General features: G+C 73.4%; 21 protein-coding genes and 1 pseudogene. 7 read left to right on the forward strand and 15 right to left on the reverse strand.

Going from position 1 to position 25022, the window contains the following annotated elements; all coding sequences use genetic code 11:
- The first annotated feature begins 60 nt into the window (after window positions 1–60).
- Window positions 61–1413 carry a tetratricopeptide repeat protein gene (locus ACOBQU_RS27445; RefSeq protein WP_423630498.1) on the forward strand — a complete coding sequence of 451 codons (1353 nt, stop codon included), beginning with the start codon at window positions 61–63 and terminating at the stop codon, window positions 1411–1413.
- 231 nt (window positions 1414–1644) lie between these two features.
- Here the strand turns inward: ACOBQU_RS27445 and ACOBQU_RS27450 are convergent, their stop codons facing one another.
- Window positions 1645–1962 carry an antibiotic biosynthesis monooxygenase family protein gene (locus tag ACOBQU_RS27450; RefSeq protein WP_423630500.1) on the reverse strand — a complete coding sequence of 106 codons (318 nt, stop codon included), beginning with the start codon at window positions 1960–1962 and terminating at the stop codon, window positions 1645–1647.
- Between the two features lie 33 nt (window positions 1963–1995).
- Window positions 1996–2409, reverse strand: coding sequence for a DUF1992 domain-containing protein (locus ACOBQU_RS27455; RefSeq protein ID WP_423630502.1), 414 nt, complete (start codon window positions 2407–2409; stop codon window positions 1996–1998).
- A 78-nt stretch (window positions 2410–2487) separates the two neighbouring features.
- Here ACOBQU_RS27455 and ACOBQU_RS27460 point away from each other — a divergent pair, with 78 nt between their 5' ends.
- On the forward strand, window positions 2488–2880 hold the full coding sequence (locus ACOBQU_RS27460; RefSeq protein ID WP_423630504.1) for a hypothetical protein: 393 nt from the start codon (window positions 2488–2490) through the stop codon (window positions 2878–2880).
- A 55-nt stretch (window positions 2881–2935) separates the two neighbouring features.
- Here the strand turns inward: ACOBQU_RS27460 and ACOBQU_RS27465 are convergent, their stop codons facing one another.
- From ACOBQU_RS27465 to proP, 3 genes are all read right to left on the reverse strand, one after another.
- Complete coding sequence (locus ACOBQU_RS27465) at window positions 2936–3607, reverse strand: O-methyltransferase (RefSeq protein WP_423630506.1); 672 nt, start codon at window positions 3605–3607, stop codon at window positions 2936–2938.
- Window positions 3608–3762: 155 nt separating this feature from the next.
- Complete coding sequence (locus ACOBQU_RS27470; RefSeq protein ID WP_423630508.1) at window positions 3763–4299, reverse strand: hypothetical protein; 537 nt, start codon at window positions 4297–4299, stop codon at window positions 3763–3765.
- A gap of 242 nt (window positions 4300–4541) precedes the next feature.
- Window positions 4542–5933, reverse strand: coding sequence for a glycine betaine/L-proline transporter ProP (gene proP, locus ACOBQU_RS27475; RefSeq protein WP_423630510.1), 1392 nt, complete (start codon window positions 5931–5933; stop codon window positions 4542–4544).
- Between the two features lie 455 nt (window positions 5934–6388).
- Here proP and ACOBQU_RS27480 point away from each other — a divergent pair, with 455 nt between their 5' ends.
- Window positions 6389–8434 (forward strand): bifunctional glycosyltransferase 87/phosphatase PAP2 family protein, encoded by a 2046-nt coding sequence (locus ACOBQU_RS27480; RefSeq protein WP_423630512.1) that lies wholly within the window; start codon window positions 6389–6391, stop codon window positions 8432–8434.
- Window positions 8435–8540: 106 nt separating this feature from the next.
- Here ACOBQU_RS27480 and ACOBQU_RS27485 read toward each other — a convergent pair whose 3' ends face one another.
- Both ACOBQU_RS27485 and ACOBQU_RS27490 read right to left on the reverse strand, forming a co-directional pair.
- Window positions 8541–10097 (reverse strand): hypothetical protein, encoded by a 1557-nt coding sequence (locus ACOBQU_RS27485; protein WP_423630514.1) that lies wholly within the window; start codon window positions 10095–10097, stop codon window positions 8541–8543.
- A 299-nt stretch (window positions 10098–10396) separates the two neighbouring features.
- Window positions 10397–11641, reverse strand: coding sequence for a cytochrome P450 (locus tag ACOBQU_RS27490; protein ID WP_423630516.1), 1245 nt, complete (start codon window positions 11639–11641; stop codon window positions 10397–10399).
- A gap of 249 nt (window positions 11642–11890) precedes the next feature.
- Here ACOBQU_RS27490 and ACOBQU_RS27495 point away from each other — a divergent pair, with 249 nt between their 5' ends.
- Entirely contained in the window at window positions 11891–13060 is a 1170-nt protein-coding gene (locus ACOBQU_RS27495; protein WP_423630518.1) for a steroid 3-ketoacyl-CoA thiolase, read from the forward strand.
- Between the two features lie 314 nt (window positions 13061–13374).
- Here ACOBQU_RS27495 and ACOBQU_RS27500 read toward each other — a convergent pair whose 3' ends face one another.
- The 6 genes from ACOBQU_RS27500 to ACOBQU_RS27525 all read right to left on the reverse strand — a co-directional run bounded on the left by ACOBQU_RS27500 (window position 13375) and on the right by ACOBQU_RS27525 (window position 19724).
- Complete coding sequence (locus ACOBQU_RS27500; protein WP_423630520.1) at window positions 13375–13836, reverse strand: transglycosylase SLT domain-containing protein; 462 nt, start codon at window positions 13834–13836, stop codon at window positions 13375–13377.
- 295 nt (window positions 13837–14131) lie between these two features.
- Entirely contained in the window at window positions 14132–14992 is an 861-nt protein-coding gene (locus ACOBQU_RS27505; protein ID WP_423630522.1) for an ECF transporter S component, read from the reverse strand.
- Window positions 14985–16682: an ABC transporter ATP-binding protein gene (locus ACOBQU_RS27510; RefSeq protein ID WP_423634749.1), complete on the reverse strand. Its 1698-nt coding sequence runs from the start codon at window positions 16680–16682 to the stop codon at window positions 14985–14987. The genes ACOBQU_RS27505 and ACOBQU_RS27510 overlap by 8 nt, the downstream gene beginning before the upstream one ends.
- Before the next feature lie 2 nt (window positions 16683–16684).
- Window positions 16685–17848 carry an energy-coupling factor transporter transmembrane component T gene (locus ACOBQU_RS27515; protein ID WP_423630524.1) on the reverse strand — a complete coding sequence of 388 codons (1164 nt, stop codon included), beginning with the start codon at window positions 17846–17848 and terminating at the stop codon, window positions 16685–16687.
- Complete coding sequence (locus tag ACOBQU_RS27520) at window positions 17845–18498, reverse strand: SCO2322 family protein (protein WP_423630526.1); 654 nt, start codon at window positions 18496–18498, stop codon at window positions 17845–17847. The genes ACOBQU_RS27515 and ACOBQU_RS27520 overlap by 4 nt, the downstream gene beginning before the upstream one ends.
- The gene (locus ACOBQU_RS27525; protein ID WP_423630528.1) at window positions 18495–19724 is read right to left on the reverse strand and encodes a prenyltransferase/squalene oxidase repeat-containing protein; all 1230 of its coding nucleotides are present in this window, start codon (window positions 19722–19724) and stop codon (window positions 18495–18497) included. Before ACOBQU_RS27525 ends, ACOBQU_RS27520 begins: the two co-directional genes overlap by 4 nt.
- 415 nt (window positions 19725–20139) lie before the next feature.
- Between ACOBQU_RS27525 and ACOBQU_RS27530 the strand changes: the two genes are divergently transcribed.
- The 3 genes and pseudogenes from ACOBQU_RS27530 to ACOBQU_RS27540 all read left to right on the forward strand — a co-directional run bounded on the left by ACOBQU_RS27530 (window position 20140) and on the right by ACOBQU_RS27540 (window position 22959).
- Complete coding sequence (locus ACOBQU_RS27530; protein ID WP_423630530.1) at window positions 20140–20994, forward strand: SDR family oxidoreductase; 855 nt, start codon at window positions 20140–20142, stop codon at window positions 20992–20994.
- A 224-nt stretch (window positions 20995–21218) separates the two neighbouring features.
- A pseudogene (locus tag ACOBQU_RS27535) lies at window positions 21219–22726 on the forward strand (aldehyde dehydrogenase).
- Window positions 22726–22959: a ferredoxin gene (locus ACOBQU_RS27540; RefSeq protein WP_423630531.1), complete on the forward strand. Its 234-nt coding sequence runs from the start codon at window positions 22726–22728 to the stop codon at window positions 22957–22959. The pseudogene ACOBQU_RS27535 and the gene ACOBQU_RS27540 overlap by 1 nt, the downstream one beginning before the upstream one ends.
- Window positions 22960–23397: 438 nt before the next feature.
- On the opposite strand, the gene ACOBQU_RS27545 is transcribed toward ACOBQU_RS27540, so the two are convergent.
- Both ACOBQU_RS27545 and ACOBQU_RS27550 read right to left on the reverse strand, forming a co-directional pair.
- Entirely contained in the window at window positions 23398–24009 is a 612-nt protein-coding gene (locus ACOBQU_RS27545) for a LuxR C-terminal-related transcriptional regulator (protein WP_423630533.1), read from the reverse strand.
- Window positions 24010–24315: 306 nt separating this feature from the next.
- The gene (locus tag ACOBQU_RS27550; protein WP_423630535.1) at window positions 24316–24972 is read right to left on the reverse strand and encodes a TetR family transcriptional regulator; all 657 of its coding nucleotides are present in this window, start codon (window positions 24970–24972) and stop codon (window positions 24316–24318) included.
- Window positions 24973–25022: the final 50 nt, after the last annotated feature.

Here is a 25022-nt window from a genome sequence, read left to right on the forward strand (position 1 = left end):
TGGGTACACTCGCGAAACGGGCACACGACAACGTCAGGTCTTTCACGGTGGGGAAGTGCGATGGCAGGAGTCGCTCCAACACCAGCAGCTCTACCGCCGCACGTTCTGGAGCGCGCCGACGTACGCGCCGCCATCGCCCACCACGACTTCGGCGAGGTCTTCAGACTCGCGAAGATCCACGGCGGCATCAGCTATGCCAAGATCGCCGAGGCCGTCGGGTACAAGCGTGAGCACATCGGCAAGATGGCCCGCCCCGAGACCGACGGCACGGGCGTCCGCCCCCGGATCACACAGCACTTCAAGATCCTCGAAGTGGTGGATGGACTACGCATCCCCGGGCATCTGGCAGGCCTCGCCCCACGCCCGTGGGAGTGGGAACGATCGCCGGATACGTCCCAGGCGGATGATCCGAGCACGCTCCTCGCACAGGGCGGAGCGGGCCTGTGGGACGTCGCCGAGTTGCTACGACGGACGGAAATGTCCCACATCAACGACGCCGCCCTGGAGTCGATCGAGCAAGGCATCGACCAGTTGGCCCGCGCCTACCCTCACGCCGACGCCGACTATCTGCACGAACGCACCCGAAACGGCTTGCAGTACGTCACCCAGCAGCTTGAGCGCCGCATGACCCTGCGCCAGCACCGGAAACTCCTCGTCGACGCCGGATGGCTGTTCCTCCTGAACGCGTGTGTCCAGTACGACCGGGGCCAGCGCGAGGCCGCCAACCTCAGCAAGGCCGCAGCGCTCCGGATCGGCGACGAGGCCGGACATGGCGAGATCAAGGCATGGGCATGGGAGATCGAGGCCTGGTTCGCTCTCACCCAATGCCGCTGGGACGACATGCTCACCGCAGTCGAGGCCGGGCACGCCGCTGACCAGACCCATTCCGTGGGCGTCCAGTTGTACGCCCACAAGGCCCGCGCCGCAGCCCGCACGGGAGACGCCCGCCTGGTCCGCGACTCCCTGGACGCCGGACGCGCCCGCCTGGAACGCCTTCCCGACCCGGACCACCCCGAACACCACTTCATCATCGACCCGGACAAGTGGGACTTCTACGAGATGGACGCCTACCGCCTACTCGGCGACGACGAACGCGCCGCCACCCACGCCCGGGCAGTCATCCGGATCAGTACGGGCCCCGACGGCACCGAGATCTCACCCATGCGCGCAGCAGAAGCCCGCCTCACACTCGGAGTCGCCGCCGCTCGCACGGGAGAAATCGAGGAAGCCGTCGAAATGGGGGCCGCGGCACTCGAAGCCAACCGCAAGTCGCTGCCATCCCTGCTTCTCGTCGCTGACGAGTTGGACAAGGAACTAAGGTCCCGGTACCCGCGCGAGGCCGCGACGCGGGACTTTCACGAGCAAGTCACGGCTATCAAGCGAGGTACGGCGGCACCCGCTCTTCCGTTCTGAACGCTGCTGTTTTCCGCGCCTGGGCGTTTCGCCCTCACCGACTACCTTGAACAGTAGGTCGGCCTGGAAGGTAATTCTGCTTCAGCGTGAGGCTCGCCGCTGCCGGGGCCCAGGGGAGTAGGAGGCAAAGCCGTGGAGGGGGCGCCGAAAGTTCATTGATCGGCGCCCCGGATGCCGTATGGGCATGCCTCGCGGGTGAAGACCCCCGCGTTAGTGTCAGCGCTACGAGAGTTACGCCTTCTTGGGGGCCGCCTGCTGGATGACCTCGAAGGACCAGACCGTGGAGCCGGACGCGGCGGGCTTGGGGCGGTCCCCGCCGCCCTGGTGGGCGGTCTTCATGGGGCCCTCCATCCACGCCTGGAAGGCGGCCTCGTCGCGCCAGCGCGTGTACACCAGGTACTGGTCGGTGCCCTCGACGGGGCGCAGCAGCTCGAACCACTCGAAGCCGTCGGAGCTCTCCACGGCACCCGCGCGGGAAGCGAACCGCTGCTCCAGGGTCTCCCGCTGCTCCGCCGGGACGGTCAGGACGTTGATCTTCACGATGCTCATGGGGCCATCCTCGCGCACCGCGCGGCGCGGCCGTCAGCCACCGTGCCGTTCCCGCCAGGCGCGGGCCACCTCCTCCACGTCGTACGGCGTCAGGCCGAGCGGAGGGCCGGGCGGCGGGCGGCGCAGGGCCTCGCGCATCTTGTCGTTGAGGGCGGTGACGAGGTCGCGGGCGGCGCGCTCACTGGGGGCGTCGGGGGCCGCGGCGAGGACGTCCTCGGCCTCCTTGCGCAGGGCGAGCGTGGGGGACGTGAGGGAGGGGACGGACACGCCCTCGCGGGTCAGCTTCCGCTTCACCCACCACAGTTCGTCGTACGGAGCGCGGTCGTCGTCGGGCAGCGGCCTGCCGCGCCCCGGCAGCGCGGCGAAGTCACCGCGCTCCTCGGCCTCGCGGATCTGCCGCTCGACCCAGGACTCGAAGTCGACTCCGGGGGGTTTGCGCTCGGTCATACGTCCATCGTCGCAGAGGCGCCCGCGCCGGTCGGGGCTTAGGATGCGGCCGGGTGTCCGAATCCAGGGGGTACGCAGATGCTGGAACTCACCATGGCCGCACTCTCCGGCGCCGACGCGGGCGCGACGGCGGGAATGACGATGGCGGAGGCGCCCAGCGAGCCCGGCGCCGTGCTGCGCGTCGGCCGCGACGGCGGCGTCTGCAAGCTGGTGGCGCCGCAGGACTGGCTGTTCGTCTCCCGCGCGCACCTGGAGTTCCGCTGCGGCCCCGACGGCGCCTGGACGGTGACGTGGCTGCGCGGCTCGCAGCCCGACCCGGCCTCCGAGGTGCGGCTCGTGACCGCGGGGGCGGCGCTGCCCCTGGCGTACGGCGGGGCGGCGGCGCTGCCCCGCGGCGGCTCGGGCGAGGTGATCGTGCAGGACAGGTCGGGGCCGCGCAGCGTCAACGTGGGCTTCTACCACGAGAGTTGAGCGCGCCCGCCGCGCCCGCCGCCCACGTCGCGCCCGCCGGGACGCCGGTGCCCGGTCAGTCGAGCACCCGCGCCAGCGCGAACCCGTCGTAGCCCTTCGTGCCCACCGTCTGCACGGCCGTGCCGTCCAGCTTCGGGTGGCGGGCGATGAGGTCGAGGGCCTCGCGGGTGCCGCGCACGGCGGGGTCGTCGGACGCGGCGTCGACGACCTGCCCGGAGCGGCCGACGTTGTCGAGGACGATCAGGGTGCCGGGGCGGGAGAGCTTCAGGGACCACTCGACGTACCGGGCGTTGTTGACCTTGTCGGCGTCGATGAAGACCAGGTCGAAGGGGTCGGTGCCCTCGGCGTGCAGCGCGGCCAGCGAGTCGAGGGCCGGGCCGGTGCGGACCTCGGCGACCTTGTCGAGCCCGGCGCGGGCCAGGTTGGCGCGGGCGACCTCGGCGTGCTCGGGCTTGAACTCCAGGGAGATCAGACGGCCGTCGGCGGGCAGCGCGCGGGCCAGCCAGATGGTGCTGTAGCCGCCGAGGGTGCCGATCTCCAGGACGCGGCGGGCGCCCTGGATCCGGGCCAGGAGCTGGAGCAGCTTGCCCTGGTTCGGGGCGACGTTGATGGCGGGGAGCCCGGCGGCGGCGCTGTCGCGCAGGGCGGCGGCGAGCGCCTCGTCGTCCGGGGCGAGGAGACCGGTGAAGTAGTCGTCGACGGCGGTCCACTGCGGCTGGCTGCTCATGCGGCTCCTTGAACGGATGAGACGCTCTTCGCGTACCTAGTTAGCCTCGCTAAGGAGTGCAGCCTAAGTCATCGGAACGGCCGACGGCCACCGTTCCCGTCCGCGCGGCGCGGCGGACGGGAACGGTGGCCGTCAGGGGTGCCCGGGCCCTAGGCTCAGGCGCCCCACGTGCCCTGGTTGACGGCGCAGTTCCAGCCCTGGCCGCGGACCTCGAACTTCACCTTGTAGGAGCGGGTGTTCAGCAGGCGCGAGTTCACCTTGACCCCGAGGCTGGCCTTCTTCGCCAGGAACGGGTCGTAGACCCGGACCGTCTTGGAGGTCTTGCGGGTGATCTTGACGCCGTCGCCCTTGCCCTTGGCCTTCGCCGAGCCGAAGCGGACGTTCTTCACGTTGGTGACCGTGAAGGAGACCTTCTTGAAGGACTTGTTGCTCTTGTTCTTGATGCCGAAGTACAGCCCGCCGTTGGTGACCCAGCCGTTGCTGTTCACGTAGAAGCGGGACGTGTAGACGATGTCGATCGGGCAGCCGGTGCTGCGCGGCGCGGCCTTCGGCGTGCTCTGCGGCGCGACGGACTGCGCGGAGGGCCGCGGCGAGGGCGACGCCGCCGAAGCGGCCCCGGCCAGGCCGAGCTGTGCGGCGGTGATGGCCCCTGCCGTGGCCAGGACTGCGGCGGTGCTGCGCGTGCGGTTCACTGCGCTGATACCTCTCCCCCTGTGACCCTCACGGGTCCAACTGTCAGGACGTTGCTTCTTTCACGGGAGGCATCCAGCGCCCCCGTGACGCCCGTAATTGTTAGCACGCGGACAATCATGGAAGGCGGCCGCGGGCCGCTCCGACACCACGTCGTGACAGAACCAGGACATTCGCGGGGCAACCCGGGATGCTTCGCGCCCATCAGGCGACCGGGGACGAACCCCCGCCCGGCGCCCCCGGGTCACCCCTCGACCGCCGCCGGGGACCCCGGCAGCGCCCGCCCCGCCGACTCCGCCATCCGCCACACCGCGAAGCCGCCCACGACCGCCGCGGCCATCATGTAGTAGGCGGGCATCATCACGTCCCCGGTCGCCCCGATCAGCGCCGTCACCACCAGCGGCGTCGTACCGCCGAAGACGGACACCGAGACGTTGAAGCCGATGGACAGCGAGCCGTAGCGCACGTGCGTCGGGAACAGGGCGGGCAGCGCCGCGGGCATCGAGGCGGTGAAGCACACCAGGAGCAGCCCGAGCGCACCCATGCCGAGGCCGATGGCCCACAGCGAGCCCTCGCGGATCAGCAGCAGCGCGGGCACCGACAGCAGGAAGAAGCCCGCGCAGCCCGCCGCGATGACGGGACGGCGGCCGACCCGGTCGGTGAGCGCGCCGAGGAACGGCTGCGCGCACATCATCAGCGCCATCACCGCGAGCACGACGAGCAGCCCGTGCGTCTCGTCGTACGCGAGCTCCTTGGTGAGGTACGTCGGCATGTACGACAGCAGCATGTAGTCGGTGACGTTGAAGACGAGGACCAGGCCCACGCACAGCAGCAGGGCGCGCCACTGGGAGGCGACGAGGTCGCGCAGGCGGACCTTGGTGCGGGACCGCTCGTCGGCGTGGGCGCGCTCCAGCTGGGCGGCGAAGGCCGGGGTCTCCTCCAGGCGCATGCGCAGGTACAGGCCGATCAGACCCATCGGACCCGCGATGAGGAACGGCACCCGCCAGCCCCAGGACTGCAGGTCGTCGGCGCTGAGGAGGGCCGTCATCAGGGTGACGAGGCCCGCGCCGCCGATGTACCCGGCGAGGGTGCCGAACTCCAGCCAGCTGCCGAGGAAGCCGCGCTTCTTGTCGGGCGCGTACTCGGCGATGAACGTGGCGGCACCGGCGTACTCGCCGCCCGTGGAGAAGCCCTGCACGAGCCGCGCCACGAGCAGCAGCACCGGCGCCCACACGCCGATGGCGGCGTACGACGGGATCAGGCCGATGGCGAGGGTGCCCGCGGCCATCATGATCATGGTGAGGGCGAGCACCTTCTGGCGGCCCACGCGGTCGCCTAGCGGGCCGAAGACCATCCCGCCGACGGGACGGATCAGGAAGGCCGCGGCGAAGGCGCCGAAGGTGGACAGGAGCTGCGCCGTGGGGTTGCCCGAGGGGAAGAAGACCTTGCCGAGCGTCACGGCGAGGTAGCTGTAGACGCCGAAGTCGAACCACTCCATCGCGTTGCCGAGCGCCGCCGCCTTCACGGCGCGCCTGACGAGCGCCGGGTCGGTGACGGTGGGGTCGGCGGTGGCGCCGGGCTCCGCGGGGGAGGGCGCCGCCTGGCTGCGGGGGGCGATGGGTGCGGCGGTCGGCAAGGGCTCGCTCGCCTGCCTTTCGGTGGACGTCAGGGACAGGTCGCGACCATAGGTGCACAAGGGATGATCACGGTCCGTGTCCGGCCCATGCCGCGCCGCAGGCAAACCGGGTGTATCCAGGGCGAAAGTGGTGTGTCGCGGCCGCACGGGGCCGACTTGTGTGTGATCTATGTCGCGCCTGGTTCGGGGAACCCGGGCTCCGGGTGCCGACGGCCCCGCCAATGACGGGGCGAAGGTGCCGTGGCGGCGACGGGGAGGTGGTCGAGGGGCGCGGCGCACCGCCCGTTCCGGTTGGGCACCGGAGCCGAAAAGCCGGTAGAAAGCGGTGTGGCTGCCAGGTGAAATGAGGGCTCCGCGCGTCTCGCTTAGGGGTATGCGAGCCTTTTGGGTGAGATCAAGGATCTTCCTGGCAGTTTGATCAAGGGTGACGGATGGGGCGGGAGGGCCGACAGGGCGTGGCGAATGTTGAGCAGAGGGGACCGGGAAGCGCCTTCGGCGCGCGGGCGCCGGGGACCTCGGGGGCCCGCATCGGAGCGGCCCGTGTCGCCCTCTGGCTGATCGCCGCCGTCCTGGCGGTGCGGCAGGCGGCCGTCGTCCTGCGCACGCCCAGGGCCGAGCGCCTGACGGACCTGGAGACCTGGATCGGCCCGAACGGCGTACTGCACGTGAAGGGCTCGCTGTACGACACGGACAAGTTCACCGGCACGCCGTTCGCCGGGCTCGTCCTCAAGCCGTTCGCCAGCGCCGCCGAGCAGGCGCTCGGCTGGGCCTGGACCTTCGGCACCCTCGGCCTGGTCGCCGTGCTCGGCCTGGTGGCCGCCCGCGCCCTGCCGCAGCCCGTGTCGCGGCGCACCTCGCTGCTCGCGGCGCCCGTGGCGATCTGCCTGCTGATGCTGTCGCTGCCGGTGCGCAACACGCTGCACCTGGGCCAGACCAGCATCATCCCGGTCCTGCTCGTGCTGCTCGGCTGCTTCGCCGTGCGCGGCGAGCGGGCCAGCGGCGTCCTCATCGGCGTCGCCGCGGCCCTCCAGCCCACCGTGCTGCTGTTCGCGCCGCTGCTGTGGTTCACGGGCCGCAGGAAGGCCACCGCGGCCCTGGGCGCCACGTTCGCCGCGACCACCGCCGTCGCCTGGGCGGCCATGCCGCACGACTCGTGGATGTACTGGGTGCACCACCTGGCGGGCACGGGCCTGGGCGCCAACCCGGACGCCAACGCCAACCAGTCGCTGCACGGCGCGCTGCTCCGCTTCGGCCTGACCGGCCCGCTGGAGGTGGCGCTGTTCGTGACCCTGAGCGCGGCCGTGGTGGTGCTCGCCCTGCGCCGCGCCGTGCGGTACGCGCGGGACGGGCAGCTGCTGCTCGCCGTCGCCATCACCGGCTGCGCGGCGATCGTGGTGTCGCCCACGGCGTGGCAGCACCAGCTGCTGTGGGTGCTGTTCGCGGTGGTGGGCCGGGTCGGCAAGCGCGCCGGTGACCGCTACGCGTGGCCGGTGTGCGTGGTCCTCGCGATCACGCTTCCGGCGAAGATGCTGGTGCCGAACATGGCCCACGCCTTCGTGGTGCGGGACAACGTGCTGCTGCTGATGGCGCTGGCCGCCGCGGTCCTGATCCCGTTCGTGTCCCGCACGGCCCCCGAGTTCGCGAGCCCCATCCCCACCGACTACGCGAGGCCCGCCCCGGCCCGCTGGAGCCGGGTGCCGCTGCTGCCGTTCTGGCGCCGGGTGCTCAGCCGCCCGAACCTGGTCCTGGAACTCATCATGATCCGGGTCTTCTACGCCGCCTACCAGCAGGTCCGGCTCGCCGCGACCGGCGGGACCATCTCCGGCGGCCGGGAGCGGGCGGAGCGGCACGGCGAGCAGATCCACTCCATCGAGTCGGCGCTCGGCATCGACGTGGAGCACTGGATCAACCACGCGGTGGTGAAGGTCTCCTGGCTGAAGGAGTTCTTCAACTTCTACTACACGTCGTTCCACTTCGTGGTGCCGCTGACCATCCTCGCCGTGCTCTACGTCCGCCGCCCCGTCGACTACCGCTGGGCCCGCTCGGCGCTCGGCTTCGCGACACTGCTCGCGCTCGTCGGGTTCTGGCTCTACCCGCTGGCTCCGCCGCGCCTGATGCCGGAGATGGGCTTCATCGACACGGTCCACGGGGTGCAGGACTTCAGCCAGCCCGACTACGGCACGCTGACCAAGCTCACCAACCAGTACGCGGCGATGCCCTCGCTGCACTTCGGCTGGTCGCTGTGGTGCGGCCTGACCATCGCGATCCTGGCGCCGAAGCTGTGGATGAAGGCCCTCGGCCTGCTGCACCCGCTGCTCACGGTGGCGACGATCATCGCGACCGGCAACCACTGGGTGCTCGACGCGGTGGGCGGCGCGGCCGTGGTGGGCGCGGGCTTCGGCCTGGTGTACGTGTTCTCGGGCCCCCGGTCCCTGGCCGCGGACACCGCGCTGAAGCAACGCACGGGCCCACCGGCGGAAGCGGAGAGGGCCACCCGGTAGCGGGCGGCCCTCGGGCGGGGCGCGGCGTCGGACGACCCCGGCCGAGCTGATGCCCGGCGGGGCCGCCTTCTCCTGAGCAAGAGTTCCGCGTCGGGCACAGCGGCCGTCAGCAGCTCCCGCGCGGCAGTCCGTACGACGACGTGATGCGGTACTCGCCCGGCTTCTTCACCGTCAGGCGGGTGAACCCGTCCTCCGCCTCCTTCAGGCAGGCGCCCTGTGCCCGCAGCCACGGGGAGTGGGCGACGCGCACGAGCACCGAACCCGGCCGGGGCGCCCGCACGACCAGCGCCGCCTCGTCGGAGCGGACCACGGACGCCGGGGCCGACACCAGCGGCACCGCGTCGCGCACCCGGAGGACCCGCCAGTGGCGGTCCTGCCACACCGGCTCCAGCCAGTCGGTGCCCTTGCGCACGAGGGCCGCCTCGGCCTCCGCGGGGCCGTCGGGCCGCGCGCCCCGGGGCAGCACCACGAAGCCGACCGCCCACCGGTCGAGCCAGGCGCGGTACGCCGCCGGGGAGAAGGCGCTCCTGGGGACGTCCACGCCGGGGTGCCCGGCGTAGAAGAGACGGCCGCGCTCGACGTCCGCCTGGCGGTTCCAGCCCCGCGCCATGTTGACGTGCGGGGCGAGGACGCTGGCCTCGCGGTGGTTGCGGGCGGGCACCACCTCCACGCGGGTGCGGTCGGCGCCGAGGCGGTCCAGGGCGGCGACGACCCCGTCGGTGTGCCGGGCCCAGGCGGGCACCTCGGTGTAGAGCCGTACGTCTTCGAGGGTCTTGTCGACCACCCAGTGCGTGGACAGCACCAGGGCGGCGGCCAGCGCGACCCGGCGCGCCACGTGCAGGCCGGGGGCGAGCAGCGCGGCGAGCAGGACCACGGGCGCGGCCAGCTGGGCCAGCCGCTCCACGTTCGTGCCGATGGGCGAGTCGACCAGGAAGGTGAGGCCGACGCCCACCGCGTACACCGCCGCGCCCAGCTTCACCGCGTGCCACCGGCGCGGCGCCAGGACGACGATGGCGAGCGAGCAGAACACCGGCGGCCAGATCCGCCCCGGCGCCATCGGGTGCTGGCCCTCGAAGGGGAAGAACAGGGTGGTCAGGCCGACGACCACGAACGGCGGCGCGATCAGGGCGGCGGCGCGCGCCCAGTCGCGGCGCAGCAGGCAGGCGGCGCCGACGACCGTGAGGTAGAGCCCGGCGACCGGGCTCGACAGGGTGGCGAGCGCCGAGAACGCGAGCGCGAGCCAGGGCCGCCGGGTGCCGACGATCGCCAGGCACGCCGCCAGGCCGAACGCCACGCCCAGGGCGAAGGTGGTGCGGCCGCACACGACGTTGCACCACAGGGTGACCATGGAGAGCAGCGCGGGCCACAGCGGGCGGCTCACCCCGGATCTGACGCACAGCATCCCCGCGAGCCACGTCGAGACGAGCCCCGCGGCGGCCGTCACCGTGCGCACCCCGAAGACGGCCATCAGATACGGGGAGATCCAGCTGTAGTTCACGGTGTGCAAACCGCCGTACCAGGAGAAGTTGTACGGCGTTCCCGGGTGGCGCTCGGTGAATCCGGCCCACGCGGTCTGGGCTGCCAGGTCGCCCCCTCCGGTGGCCAGGAACACGGCCCACGCGAGGTAGAGGGGGAGAGCGGCACCGGTCGCCAGGAGGGGCACCCGGTGGCTCTCGGAGAACCTCCGGAAGGCGTTCTTCCAGCCCGTTGCCGCGCTTCCGGGTCGTTCCACAGCAAGCTCAGGAGTGAGCACGGTCACCTTTTCCGATCGACGTCCCAAAGAGTCAAGGTTCACCCACTGAGACGTCCGGCGCAACGGAACCGTTGGCTGCGCGCGAGGAGTTCGGGGGGCCGTCGCGCGGTGCGCGGATTCGCGTCCGCAGAGGTGCGAAGCGGCCCGGCGGGGGGGTGGGGGAGGCAGGGGCGGGGCGTAGGGGGTGCCCCTGCCTCCCGGACGGCGGGTCAGCGGGTGCTGACCTGGAGTTCCTTGACTCCGTTCAGCCAGGCCGAGCGCAGGCGGCGCGGGTCGCCGGTCAGGCGCAGGTCCGGCATGGCGTCGGCGACGGCGCCGAAGATCAGGTCGATCTCCAGGACGGCGAGGGACTTGCCGAGGCAGAAGTGCGGTCCGCCGCCGCCGAAGCCGAGGTGGGGGTTGGGGTCGCGGGTGATGTCGAACGCGTCGGGGTCCTCGAAGACCTCCGGGTCGTGGTTGGCAGAGGAGTAGAAGATCCCGACCCGGTCGCCGCGCCGGACGCGGGCCCCGCCGAGTTCGGTGTCCTCGGTGGCGGTGCGCTGGAAGGCGACCACGGGCGTGGCCCAGCGCACGATCTCCTCGGCGGCCGTCGCGGGCCGCTCGCGCTTGAACAGCTCCCACTGGTCGGGGTGGGTGAGGAAGGCGTGCATGCCGTGGGTGATGGCGTTGCGGGTGGTCTCGTTGCCCGCGACCGCCAGCAGGATCACGAAGAACCCGAACTCGTCGGACGACAGGTTCCCCTCGTCCTCCGCCGCGACCAGCCTGCTGACGATGTCCTTGGCGGGGCACCGCTTGCGGGCCGCGGCGAGGTTCATCGCGTACGACACGATCTCCATGGCCGCCTCGGCGCCGACCTCCTCGGTGATCGCGTACTCCGGATCGTCGTACGCCGCCATCTTGTTGGACCAGTCGAAGATCTTGGCGCGGTCCTCCTGGGGTACGCCGATGAGTTCGGCGATGGCCTGGAGGGGCAGCTCGACGGCGACGTCGGTGACGAAGTCGAAGCCGCCGTCGGGCCGGGCGTTCTCCAGGGCGGTGCGGACGATCCCGTGGGCGCGCGTGCGCAGGGCGCCCTCCAGGGAGCGGATGGCGCGGGGGGTGAAGCCGCGCTGCACGATCTGCCGGACGCGGGTGTGCTCGGGCGGGTCCATGTTGAGCATGATCAGCTTCTGGACCTCGATCTGGTCGCGGCTGATCGACTCGTTGAAGCGGATGATCGCGGTGTTGAGGTTCGAGGAGAACAGCTCCGGGTGCGTGGAGACGTACCGGACGTCCTCGTGCCGGGTGACGGCCCAGTACCCGGCGTCCTGGTAGCCGGAGATCCCGGGCGGCTGCGCCACCCAGCGCACCGGCTCCGTCCGCCGCAGGCGCGCGAACTCCGGGTGGGGCACGCGGGCTTGGAGCAGGTCGGGGTCGGTGAAGTCGAACCCGTCGGGCAGCGCGGGACAGGGCATCGCGACTCCAGGCGTTCGCTCGGCTGTTCTGACGGTTCATCAGAAGTGCGCTTGGCTGGAAAGGTAGTAACGGGTTCTACAAGGAGCAAGGGGCGCAACGGAGTTGATTGCGCCCGCGCGCGGGCGCGGTCCCTGCACGACCCTTGCGGGGCCGGGGGCGCGTTCAGCAGACTGCTGGGATAACTAGAACGCGTACTAGTTCCATGGCCTGGTCCCGGGGCTGGTCCCGCGGAGGGAGAGGATGAGTTCATGGCCGCCGAACCCGTCATCGTCGAAGCCGTGCGCACCCCCATCGGCAGGCGCGGGGGTGCCCTCGCCACCCTCCATCCCGCCTATCTGCTCGGCGAGACCTACCGCGAGCTGCTCGGCAGGACCGGCATCCACGCCGACTGCGTGGAGCAGATCGTCGGCGGCACGGTCACGCACGCGGGCGAGCAGTCCATGAACCCGGCGCGCACGGCGTGGCTCGCCATGGGCCTGCCGTACGAGACGGCGGCGACGACCGTCGACTGCCAGTGCGGCTCCTCCCAGCAGGCGAGCCACATGGTGGCCAACATGGTCGCGGCGGGCGTCATCGACGTCGGCATCAGCTGCGGCGTCGAGTCGATGTCCCGGGTGCCGCTCGGGTCCGGCTCCAAGCACGGCCCCGGCAGGCCCTTCCCGGACGAGTGGAACGTGGACCTGCCGAACCAGTTCGAGGCGGCCGAGCGGATCGCGCGCAAGCGCGGGCTCACCCGGGAGAACGTGGACGCCCTCGGCCTGATCTCCCAGGAGCGGGCCGCCGCCGCGTGGGCCGAGGAGCGCTTCAAGCGCGAGACCTTCGCCGTCCAGGTGCCGACCACCGAGGCGGAGCAGGCCGCCGGGCAGGGCATGTGGCGGCTCGTGGACCGCGACGAGGGGCTGCGGGACACGTCCATGGAGGCCCTCGCCGGGCTCAAGCCCGTCATGCCGACCGCCGTGCACACCGCCGGGAACTCCTCCCAGATCTCCGACGGGGCCGCGGCCCTGCTGTGGACCTCCAAGCGGATGGCGCGGGCGCTGCGGCTGCGGCCGCGCGCGCGGGTCGTCGCGCAGGCGCTCGTCGGGGCCGATCCGCGCCTCCACCTCGACGGGCCGATCGACGCGACGCGGGCCGTGCTCGGGCGGGCCGGGATGTCCCTGAAGGACATCGACGTCGTGGAGGTCAACGAGGCGTTCGCCGCCGTCGTGCTGAGCTGGACGCGGGTCTTCGAGCAGGACCTGTCCAAGGTCAACGTCAACGGGGGTGCGATCGCGCTCGGGCATCCGGTGGGGGCGACCGGGGCGCGCCTTCTCGCGACGGCGCTGCATGAGCTTGAGCGGGCGGACAAGGAGTTCGCGCTGGTGACGATGTGCGCGGGTGGGGCGGTGGCCACGGCTACGATCTTGCAGCGGCTGTAGTGCCCTGCCGGGTGGCCCCCAATCCCGCCCCTTCCCCGAAACCATGGGGCTCCGCCCCTGGCACCCCCACTGATCGGCCTCCGGCCTCGTCCTCAAACGCCGGACGGGCTTATTCCCCGCCCGCCCGCCCCCAAAAGGGGCGGGCGGGCGGGGACATCCGCCGCGAAGCGGCGGATCACGGAGAGCCGACGACGGCGAGCAAGCGACAGATCCAGCCCGTCCGGCGTTTGAGGACGAGGCGCGGAGCGCCGAAAGGCGGCCACCCCGCCAGGGGGTGACCGCCGGTGGGTCTGCTCAGGGCCCAGGGGCCAGGGTCAGTACCAGCCGTTGGCCTGCCAGTGGCTCCACGCCGCGCACGGGCTGCCGTAGCGCTCGTTCATGTACTGGTGACCCCACTTGATCTGCGTCTCGGGGTTGGTCTTCCAGTCGGCGCCCGCGGAGGCCATCTTCGAGCCGGGCAGGGCCTGGACCAGGCCGTACGCGCCGGAGGAGGAGTTGGTGGCGGTCGGGTTCCAGCCGCTCTCGTGGGCCACGATGCGGTCGAAGCACTGGAACTGGGCGGCATCGCCGATGATCTTCTGCGCGGTGGCCTTGGCCGAGTCCGCCGCCGGGGCGGCCTGGGCGGGGGCCGCGGCGAAGACCATGCCGGTGGCGGCAGCGGCGGCGAGACCGCCGACGAGGGCCTTCTTCGGAGTGGCGATGCGGCGGATGAGCGAGACGGACACAGAGGACCTTCCGGTGGGGGACAGGACGGTCGCGGGGCGCGCCGCGGTCATGCGGACCGCGGGGGAACGCCGCGGCGCCGCGGCCCGTGGGGGCACGTCGGCGCCGTGCGACTCGTCCAGAGAAGCAGGGCTGTCGCGCCGCCGCAATGACCCCTCTTACTAGTGGCACTCGCACCCTGCCCGGAGGTCCCTCCTGTGATCTGGCTCTCAACGCGCAGGTCAGGACGGTGATTGGCGTGTACGCGACAGGGGTGCGGATCTGCGAAGCCGGATCGTAGAGGACCAAAGTCCTGTGGGGCGCCTCACCCGGAACCCCCCTCGGACATCACGGAACGCGCACCCGCGCTCACCGGTCCGGCGGCCGGAAGGTGACGGGCGCCTCGAACGCGGCCCGCCGCGTGGCCCGGCGCAGCGCCTTGAGGACCGACGGGCCGAGCGCCAGACTCAGGACGACGGTGAGGACGGCCCGCGGCAGGTCCCAGCCGAGCGACGTGGCCAGGCAGTACGCGACGAACCGGGCCAGGTTGTCGCCGACGGCGTCGCCCGGCACGAACGACACCCCGCTCGTCAGGCCCGCGATGTACGGCCAGCCCTGGAGGTTCATCACGGTGCCGTAGCAGACGGAGGACACCGCCCCGTACGCCCCGAGCAGCGCCAGCTCGCCGCGCCCGCGCAGGGTGTGGGCGCCCGGCAGCAGCCCCGCGCCCATGCACACCCACCCCATCGCCAGCATCTGGAACGGCATCCAGGGGCCCACGCCGCCCGTGAGCAGCGCGGAGGCGAACATCGTCACCGAGCCGAGCACGAACCCGAAGCCGGGCCCGAGGACCCGCCCGCTCAGCACCATCAGGAAGAACATCGGCTCGATGCCCGCCGTGCCCGCGCCGAGCGGCCGCAGCGCCGCCCCCGCCGCGGACAGCACCCCGATCATCGCGATGGCCTTGGCGTCGAGCCCGCCGTCCGCGATCGTGGCGAGGACGACGCCGAGCAGCAGGGGCAGCAGCGCGGCGAACAGCCAGGGGGCGTCCCGCGCGTGCGCGCTCAGGCCGGACTCGGCCCCCGCGAACAGGGGCCAGCCGAAGGCGACCACGCCTACGGCGCTCACCAGGGCGAGGGCCGCGACGGACCGCCTTCCCAGGCGGATGGGGCGCGCCTGCCGGGTCCGGTCGCGGGCCGTGTCCGGCTGGGCGCGGGCGCCGCTAGTCACCGTCGGCCTCCAGCGCGTTCCGCACCTGCGTCACCGTGAGCCACTGCTGCGGGGCCAGGACCTTGGTGACCTGCGGGGCGAAGGCCGGGGACGCGACCACCACCTCCGTGGTCGGGCCGTCGGCGACCACCTCGCCGTCGGCGAGGATCACCACGCGGTGGGCGAGTTCCGCCGCCAGCTCCACGTCGTGCGTGGCGAGCACGATGGCGTGGCCCTCGGCGGCCAGCGAGCGCAGGACCGCGACGAGGCGCGCCTTGGCCGCGTAGTCCAGGCCCCGCGTCGGCTCGTCGAGGAGCAGCAGCGGGGGCCGCGCCGTCAGGACGATCGCCAGGGCCAGCGCGAGCCGCTGCCCCTCGGACAGGTCGCGCGGATGGGTGCCGTCCGCGATGCCCGGCAGCAGCTCGGCGACCAGGTCCCGGCAGGTGCCCGGCGCCGCGTCCGCGTCCTGGTCGGCGGCCCGGCACTCGGCGGCCACCGTGTCCGCGTACAGCAGATCGCGCGGCTCCTGCGGTACGAGACCCACGCGCCGGATCAGCTCGCGCGGCTGGGTGCGGTGCGGGGTCGCGCCCCCGACCCGGACGCTGCCCGCGGTCGGCGGCAGCAGCCCGACCAGGGCGGAGAGCAGCGTGGACTTGCCCGCGCCGTTGCGCCCCATCAGCGCGACGGTCTCGCCGCGGGACACGGTCAGGTCCACCCGCCGCAGGGCCTCGACCCGCCCGCGCCGCACGGCGAGCCGCGCGACGTCGGCGACGGCCCTGGCAGGGGACTCTGGGCCCGTGCGGCGTGTGCGGGCGAGCCAGGCCGAAGGCCGCGACCGGCGGCCACCAGGACCGGGGGCACCGTCCGCGGCCGGTTCCGGCGGGGGCGGTTGAAGCGCCGCCAGCCGTTCCCGCAGCCCCCCGGTCCGGCGCCGCGCGTCCCGCACGGTCAGCGGGACCGGTTCCGCCCCCGCCAGCCGCCCCAGCTCCACCACCGGCGGGTACACCGGCGACACCGCCATCACCTCGGCCGGGTCGCCCAGCACCGGCGCCTCGCCGGGGCCGGGCAGGAGCAGGACCTGGTCGGCGTACTGCACCACCCGCTCCAGGCGGTGCTCGGCCATGAGGACGGTCGTGCCGAGGTCGTGCACCAGGCGCTGGAGCATGGCGAGGACCTCCTCGGCCGCGCCCGGGTCGAGGGCGCTGGTCGGCTCGTCGAGGACCAGGACGCGCGGGTGCGGGGTGAGGACGGAGCCGATGGCCACGCGCTGCTGCTGGCCGCCCGAGAGCGTGGTGAGGGGGCGGTCGCGCAGTTCGGCCAGGCCCAGCAGGTCGAGGGTCTCCTCGACGCGGCGGCGCATCACGCCGGGGGCGAGGCCGAGGGACTCCATGCCGTACGCCAGCTCGTCCTCGACGGTGTCGGTGACGAAGTGGGCGAGCGGGTCCTGGCCCACGGTGCCGACGACGTCGGCGAGTTCGCGGGGCTTGTGGGTGCGGGTGTCGCGGCCCGCGACGGTCACCCGGCCGGACAGCGTGCCGCCGGTGAAGTGCGGCACCAGCCCGCTGACGGTGCCGAGCAGCGTCGACTTGCCGACCCCGGACGGCCCGACGAGCAGCACCAGCTCGCCCTCGGGCACGCTCAGGTCGACGCCCCGCAGGGTGGGCCCGGACGCGTCCTCGTACCGGACCGAGACGTCCTCGAACCGGATCATGCTCATGAGGTCTGCTCCTCGGCGGTGCGGGCTGGACGGGCGCGGACGGGGGCTTCGGCGGGCGGCGGCACCGGCGCGACGAACGCCGGGAGCAGCCCGATCAGGGTCGCCGCCGCGGGCCACAGCGGCAGCGTCGGCGCGATCAGGGGGACGACCCCGGGGTGCAGGGCCGTCGCGTCGTACGAGTTCGCGGCGATCATCAGGGCCCCGACGGCGGCCCCCGACCCGGCGACGAGCCAGGCGCGGGCGCCCCACGCGTCGGGCCGGTAGCGGGTGCGCACCGAGCGGCGCCCGCCGAGCCACAGGCCGCCGAGCGCGGCGGCGAGCCCCACGGCGAGCACCGGGAGCCCGTACGCCGTGCCGTCCGCGGTGAGCAGCCCGTAGGTGCCCGCGCACACCCCCATCAGGCCGCCGACCGTGAGCACCGCCGTGGTCCTGCGCACCCGCGCGGGCACGGTGGCGCTGCGGCCGAAGCCCCGCGCGTCCATCGCGGCGGCCAGCGCCACCGACCGCTCCAGGGCGCCCTCAAGTACCGGAAGCCCCACCTGGAGCAGCCCCCGCACCCCGTTGTCGGGCCGCCCCCGCAGCCGCCGCGCCGCCCGCAGCCGCTGCACGTCGCCGATCAGGTTCGGCGCGAACGTCATCGCCACGACGACGGCGACCCCGGCCTCGTACAGCGCTCCCGGCAGCGACTTCAGCAGCCGCGCCGGGCTGGCCAGGGCGTTCGCGGCGCCCACGCAGATCAGCAGGCCCGCGAGGCGCACGCCGTCGTACAGCGCGAACACCAGCCCCTCCGCGGTGACCCGGCCGCCGATCCGCACGCCCCGGGCCCACTCGGGCAGTGGCACCTCCGGCAGCGTCACCAGGACGTGCGTGCCGGGGATGGGCGAGCCGAGGACCACGGCGAACACCAGGCGGATGCCGATGACGACCAGGGCGATCTTCACGAACGCCCCGTACGACCGGGCCCAGGGCGCCGAGGTGCGGCGGGCCGCCACGACGTATCCGGCGACGCCGATGAGCAGCCCGATGAGCAGCGGGTTGGTGGTGCGGGACGCGGCCGTGGCGAGGCCGAGCGCCCACAGCCACCAGGCCCCGGGGTGCAGGGCGTTGGAGCGGTGCGCCTCGGGGGCCGGACGGCCGCGGAGGGTGCCGGTCCGCTTCATCCGCGGCGGCGTCGGGCCTGCCAGACGGCGGCGGCGCCGAGCGCGGCGACGGCGGCGGCCCCGGCGATCAGCCCGACGGACGGCCCGCCGTCGCCCCCGCCGCTGCCGCTGTCGCTCTTGTCACCCTGGGCGACCTGCTCGCCGCACCCCTTCCCCGGGTAGCCGGAGATGGCGCACAGCAGCGCGTTGTTGTCGTAGCGCAGCGGCCCCGCGACGGCGGCGAGCGCGTCGGCGCTGGAGCCGCCGTCGTCGACGCGGGCGCAGGCCGTGCGCGGCTTCGGCGGTGTCTCGCCGCCGGGTGCGTCGCCCTTGGTGCCGAAGTCGATGACGATCGCGATCCGCTTCTGGCCGCCCTTGGCCGGGGTGCCCGCGCAGATCGCGTCGAAGTCGGCGGCCCCGCGCGGCTGCTTGGCGCCGCGGGAGTCCGCGGACACGGCGAAGCGGAAGCCCTCCACGTCCCCGTCGTCGGGCCGCGCGACCGACGGCCCCTGGGTGGCGTACACCCACGCCCCGTCCTTGCCCTGCTGCCAGAACGACCAGTAGCGGTACTCGGCGGCGTGAGCGGGGGAGGCGGCGGCGAGCGCGGTGAGGAGCGCGCCGAGGGCCGCGGCCGCCGCGCGGCGGCCGCGGGGTGACCCGTCGCGCGTCATGCGCCCTGGTTCTTCTTGTTGCGGCCGCTCAGCAGGAAGCCGATGCCCGCGCCCGCGACCAGGCCGACGCCGACGATCCACCAGACGCTGACGCCCCCGTCGTCGTCCTTGGCGTCCTTGTCGTCCTCGTCCTTCTTCACGTCCTCCACGGCCTGCGGGGCCGGGCCGGTCGCGTTGAGCTGCTTGACCAGGTCGGCGCCGCCGAAGTCGCGCGGGTCCATGCCGGTGGCGTGGGCGGCGAAGATCAGCTGGGCGTAGGCGGCCGGGCCGCTCTGCCTGGCCCAGGCCGCGGAGTTCTCCGCCAGCCACTTCGCGGACTTCTCGGCCTGCTCGGTCTGGCCCGCGGCGGCGAGCGCGACGACCGCGTCGGCGGTGTTGCCCACGTCCGGCTTGTCCTCGGAGCCCGGCAGCGAGGAGGTCAGGTGCCCGGACTTGCCGAGGGCCTTCAGCAGGTAGCCGGTGCCGTTGGCCGCGGCCTGCTCGGCGGAGTCCGCCGGGGCGCACTTCGGGGCCTTCGCGCCCTCCTTCGGCGCGGTGACGACCAGGCCCTTGCCGAGGCCGCCGAGGACGCCCGCGGCGGTGGCGTCGGCGTTGGCCGTGAGCTTGCCGGACTTGGCGTCGGCGAGGCCGAAGGCACCGCCGTCCGTGGCGCAGTCCAGGGCGAGCTTCGGCAGCGCGTCGTAGGGGCTCTTGCCCTGCTGCGACTTCACGGCCTGCGGCTTCGCACCGGCCGCGGCGAGCGCGCCGATCACGATGCCGGTGGAGTTGGCGTCGCTGGGCCGACCGGGGTTGTAGCCCCAGCCGCCGTCCTGGTTCTGCACCGACTTCAGCCAGGAGACCGCCTTGTCGACGGTCTTCTTCTGCCCGCCGAGCGCGGCGAGGGCCTGCACGGCGGCGGCCGTCGAGTTGCTGTCGACGGGCGTCTTGGCGGCGCACGGCTCCTCGGCGTCGGCGCGGTACGCGGCGAAGCCGCCGCTCGCGCACTGCTGGCCGGTCAGCCAGTCCACGGCCTTCGCCGCGGGCTTCACGCCGGTCGCGTCCTGCGCGAGTAGCGCGTACGACTGCCGGAACACACCGTCGAACGTGGGGTCCCCCTTGCCGTACAGACCGGACGGGAGCGCGGCCGACGGCGACGGCTCGGCGTCGTCGGCGAGGGCGGCCGGGGCCGCGGCCGTGCCGAGGGCGACGACGGCGGCCAGGGCAGCGGCGCTGCGGCGAACGTTCATGATGCGGCGGGTGCCTCTCCTGCGGGGAGCGGGGCGGCACGGCACGGCGGGGCACCGGGCGGCTCCGGCTCCGTAGACCTCGACGGTGCCTGGCCATCGGCACGGTTCCGACGGCGCGAGCCGGTCACGCGGCGCACGAGGCGTTCCGGCTGGCCACGGGCGGCTCCGCCAGGAGGTGGGGGCGCGCGCGTGGGGTCACGGCTGCGGGTCAGCGCCGGATTCGCACCGGCTTCCCCTCGTACGTACGTGATGACGACCCGCCTACTCTACCGGCCCCGGCCCCGCCCCTCCCGGTCAGGCGCGGTAGGGGGCGTTCCGGGGTGGTGCGGGGGGCGGGGCGGGCCTAGCGTGACCGGCGCCTCGGGGGCGCCTCGCGGGTGAGGGGACGGGGCACAGCATGGGAGGGGACGGGAACATGGCACGCACGGACTCCGCGGAGCGGCACGAACCCCGCACGTATCTGATCACCGGCGCGTCGTCCGGCATCGGCCGGGCCACCGCGCACCGGCTGGCCGGGCAGGGGCACCGCGTCATCGGCACGGGCCGCAAGGACGGTGCCGACGGCCCTGACGGCCCTGACGGCCCTGACGGCGCTGGCGGCGTCGACATCGTCGCCGACCTCGGCACGCGGGAGGGCAGGGCGCGGCTCGTGGAGGCCGCGGCCGAGCTGAGCGGCGGGCGCCTCGACGGGGTGATCGCCTGCGCGGGGACCGCCGACTTCGACCCGGTGACCGTGCGGGTGTGCGCGTTCGGCGCCATGGCGACGCTCACCGGGCTGCGCCCGCTGCTGGCCGCGGGCCGGGATCCGCGCGCGGTGACGATGACGTCGGTGTCCGCGCTGCACGACGTGGACCGGGCGATCGTCGACGCGGTGCTCGCCGACGACGAGGACGCGGCGGTCACGGCCGCGCGGGCCGCGGTGGACCGGGGCGAGGGGCACCTGGTGTACTCCTCCGCGAAGCACGCGCTGGTCCGCTGGGTGCGCAGGACGGCCGTGACACCGGAGTGGGCGGGCGCGGGCATCCCGCTGAACGTCGTGGGCCCCGGCGTCATCCGCACCCCGATGAGCCGCCCGCTGATCGCCACGGAGGAGAGCCGCGCGATCACCGCCACGTATGTGCCGATGCCCCTGAACGGCTACGGCGAGCCGGAGCAGGTGGCTCCGCTGCTCGACTTCCTCACCTCGCCGGGCAACACGCACGTGACGGGCCAGGTCGTCTTCATCGACGGGGGCGCGGACGCGGTGCTGCGGGGCGAGGAGGGCTGGTAGGGCTCCCGGACGGCCGGACCCCGGGCCTGGGGGCGTCCGGGGTGCTCACGCCGCCGTGCAGGGGACCGGGTCGCTTGAGCCGGTGTGCCGGTGGCCGGAGTCGCCCGCCTCGCGGGGGAGCGGGGGCGCGGGCGGTCGGAGCGCGGGCATTGCTGGTCGCAAGTAGAACTGGTATCAGTTCTGAAACGGCGTCAGATATCTGTCCCGGCAGGAGGCTCGCGGTCATGACCGAGCTTGTGGAGCACGGACGGCTTCTCATCGGCGGGAAGTGGGTGGAGCCGCTGGGGGACGGGGTCATCGAGGTGGTGTCCCCGCACAGCGGGGAGGTGTTCGCGCGGGTGCCGCACGCCTCGGCCGGGGACGTGGACCGGGCCGTGGGCCGGGCCCGGGAGGCGTTCGACCGGGGGCCCTGGCCCCGGATGGCGCTCGACGAGCGGATCGCCGTCGTCGCGCGGATCAAGGACGGCTTCGCGGCCCGGCACGAGGAGATCGCCCGCGTCATCAGCGCCCAGAACGGCACCCCGTACACCGCGTCCGTGATGATGCAGGCCCTGGCCGCGATGATGGTGTGGGACGCGGCGATCACCACCGCCCGCTCCTTCGCGTACGAGGAGGCGCGCGACGGCGCGCTCGGGCGGATCCTGGTGCGGCGCGAGCCCGTCGGCGTCGTCGCGGCCGTCGTGCCGTGGAACGTCCCGCAGTTCACCGCCGCCGCCAAGCTCGCGCCCGCGCTGCTCGCGGGCTGCCCGGTGATCCTGAAGACCTCGCCCGAGACGCCGCTCGACGCGTACGTACTCGCCGAACTCGCCGTGGAGGCGGGCCTTCCCGAGGGGGTGCTGTCCATCGTCCCCGCCGACCGGGAGGTGAGCGAGTACCTGGTCGGGCACCCCGGCGTGGACAAGGTGTCGTTCACCGGGTCCGTCGCGGCGGGAAAGCGCGTGATGGAGGTGTGCTCGCGCCATCTGACGCGCGTCACGCTGGAGTTGGGCGGGAAGTCGGCGGCCGTGATCCTGCCGGACGCCGACGCGGCGAGCGCCGTGGCCGGAATCACCCCCTTCGCCTGGATGATCAACGGCCAGGCGTGCGTCGCGCAGACCAGGATCCTGGTGCCGCGCTCGCGCTACGACGAGTTCGCCGAGGCCTTCGCCGCCGCCGCGAACGGGCTCGCCGTCGGCGACCCCCTCGACCCCGCCACCGAAGTGGGCCCCCTGGTCACCCGGCGCCAGCGGCAGCGCTCCCTCGACTACATCCGGATCGGGCAGGAGGAGGGCGCCAAGGTCCTCGCGGGCGGCGGACGCCCGCGGGACCCGGGCCTCGACCGGGGCTGGTACGTCGAGCCGACGCTCTTCGGCGGCGTCGACAACTCCATGCGCGTCGCCCGCGAGGAGATCTTCGGGCCCGTCGTCTGCCTGCTGCCGTACGGCGACGAGGACGAGGCCGTGGCCATCGCCAACGACTCCGAGTACGGCCTCAGCGGCAGCGTCTGGACCCGCGACGTCGAGCGCGGCCTCGATGTGGCCCGCCGTGTGCGCACCGGCACCTACTCCGTGAACTCCTTCAGCCTCGACATGCTCGGACCCTTCGGGGGTACAAGAACTCCGGAATCGGCCGGGAGTTCGGGCCCGAGGGCTACGGTGAGTACTTCGAGCACAAGATGATCCACCTTCCGGCCGGGTACGAGCCCTCCGGGGGTGTCGAGGGCGCCGGGGGCGCCGAAGGGACGGGGGACTGATGGGGGACCGCTGGCGCGTCGAGGTCGACCGGTCGCTGTGCATCGGCTCAGGGATGTGCGTGGGCACCGCGCCCGACGCCTTCGTGCTGGACAGTGCCCGCCAGGCGCGTCCGACCGAGCCGGAGGCCGACGCGGCCGAGCAGACCCTGGAGGCGGCGGAGAGCTGCCCGGTCGAGGCGATCACGATCACCCTGCTCGGCAGCGGGGACGTGGTGTTCCCGCCGGAGGACTGAACGGCCCGCCGGACGCGCGGTGTTCCGCCAGCGGGACAGCGGGCGTTCGAACGGGACTTGACGTATGAGTTCCGCATGCCGATCCGATGACACGTGTGACTGTGCGGCGCCGCCGCGCCCTGGAAGTCTCCTTCGCGACGCCACGGGTGAGAGGGGGCGAGAGGGGGCGAGAGGGGGCGAGAGGAGGAGACGCAGGAGTCACGCAGCCCAGAGCCATGGTGAGGCACGCGGCCCACAGCCGCGGTGAGCACGCACAGCGACGCTGAGCACGCAGCCCACAGCCACAGTCAGGCACGCCTAGAGCCACAGCCAGGCACGCAGCCCAGAGCCACAGTGAGGGCGGGCGCCGGTCCGCGCGGACGGGGTCACGGAGGGGGAGACCCCCGCGAAGGGCCGGACCGGCACCCGCCGAACCGCCTCCGGAAAGGGGCGGCGCCCTCACACCCAGCCCTGCCCCTGCGAGATGAGCACCGCGTCCACCTTGTTCCGCGCCCCGGTCTTCCGTGTGATCGCCGCCAGGTAGTTGCGCACCGTCCCGTTCGTCAGGTGCAGCCGGTGGGCGACCTCCGACACCGACGCCCCGGCGGCCGTCAGCGACAGCACGCTCAACTCCCGCTCGGTGAGCGGCATCTGAGCCGCCTTCAGGAAGCAGAAGCCGAGCGAGTCGTCCACGTACCGGGCCCCCGACGCCACCTGCCGGATGGCGGTGAGGAGTTGCTCGGGCGCGCTCGCCTTGTCGACGAAGCCGACGGCGCCCGCGTCGGTGGCCCGGCGCAGCTGCCCGGGGCGGTGCGCCGAGACGAGGACGAGGAGCGGGACCCGGGCGCCCGCGCCGTTGCCCGCGCCCCGCAGGTCACCGAGCGGCGCCAGCGCGCGGCCCGGCTCGCAGTCGAGGTCGGCCACGCACAGGTCGGGCCGCAGGGCGCCCAGGCGGTGCCGGGCGGTGGCCCACGGCGTGTGGAACACCTCCAGGTCGCTCTCGCGGGCGAGCCGTTCCGCGAGGGCCGAGCGCAGCAGTCGGGCGTCGTGCACGAGCAGTACCCGGATCACGTGTCAGCCCCTCCAGCCCCCCGGTCTCGTGTGTGTCGGCCCCGTGCCCGCCCCGTGTCGGCCCCGCGCCCACCTCGTGTCCCCCACAGCTACCCGTTGTAGCGGCGGCCCGCCATACCCGGACGTCGTAGAACTGGCCAAGGAGAGGGTCAGGGGGCGCATATGGCACCGCCATGTGCGCCCCCTGTGCGTCAACTGCCGCTGTCCTACTCGGAGCCTCGCGGCCGCCGCAGGGCTCCGCCTCAGCGGCCGTCAGGCTCCACCAGGCTCCGCCTCGGCCGCCGTCAGGCTCCGCAGGGCTCCGTCTCAGCGGCCGTCAGGCTCCGCCTCGGCCGCCGTCAGGTCGATCAGACGGCACACCGTCTCGATGTCGATCTTCACCTGGGCGATCGAGGCCCGGCCCGACAGCCACGTGATCAGGGCCGAGTGCCAGGTGTGCTCGATCACCCGCACCGCGGAGAGCTGCGCGGCGCTCGGCTGCCCGTCCAGGCCCATCGCGTCCAGGACGATCGCCGTGGTGAGCCGCGAGACCGTGTCCACCTCGGGGCTCACGGACCGGTCGGCGAAGGTGAGGGCGCGCACCATCGCGTCCGCCAGGTGCGGCTCGCGCTGGAGCGCGCGGAAGGCCCGCATCAGCGTCTCGGCGACCCGCTCGGCCGGGGTGTCCCCGGCGGGCGGGCGCTTGCGCAGCGTGGTGTGCATGTGCTGGAGCTGGTCCTGCATCGTGGCGACCAGCAGGTGCACCTTGGAGGGGAAGTAGCGGTAGAGCGTGCCGAGCGCGACGCCCGCGGCCTCCGCGACCTCCCGCATCTGCACGGCGTCGAAGCCGCCGCGGCTGGCGAGCTGGGCGCTGGCGTGCAGGATGCGGCGGCGGCGCGCCTCCTGGCGCTCGGTCAGGGGCGGTGCGTCCGGTGACGCCGGATTCACCGCGCGCGCCCCGGCCGTCTTCGCGTCAGCTCTCATGTGCCCCGTCAGTCCCGTGTCCGGTTCCACCGCACGGCAGCCGTCCGGTC

The sequence above is a fragment of the Streptomyces sp. G45 genome (assembly GCF_049542095.1).
GTDB lineage: Bacteria > Actinomycetota > Actinomycetes > Streptomycetales > Streptomycetaceae > Streptomyces.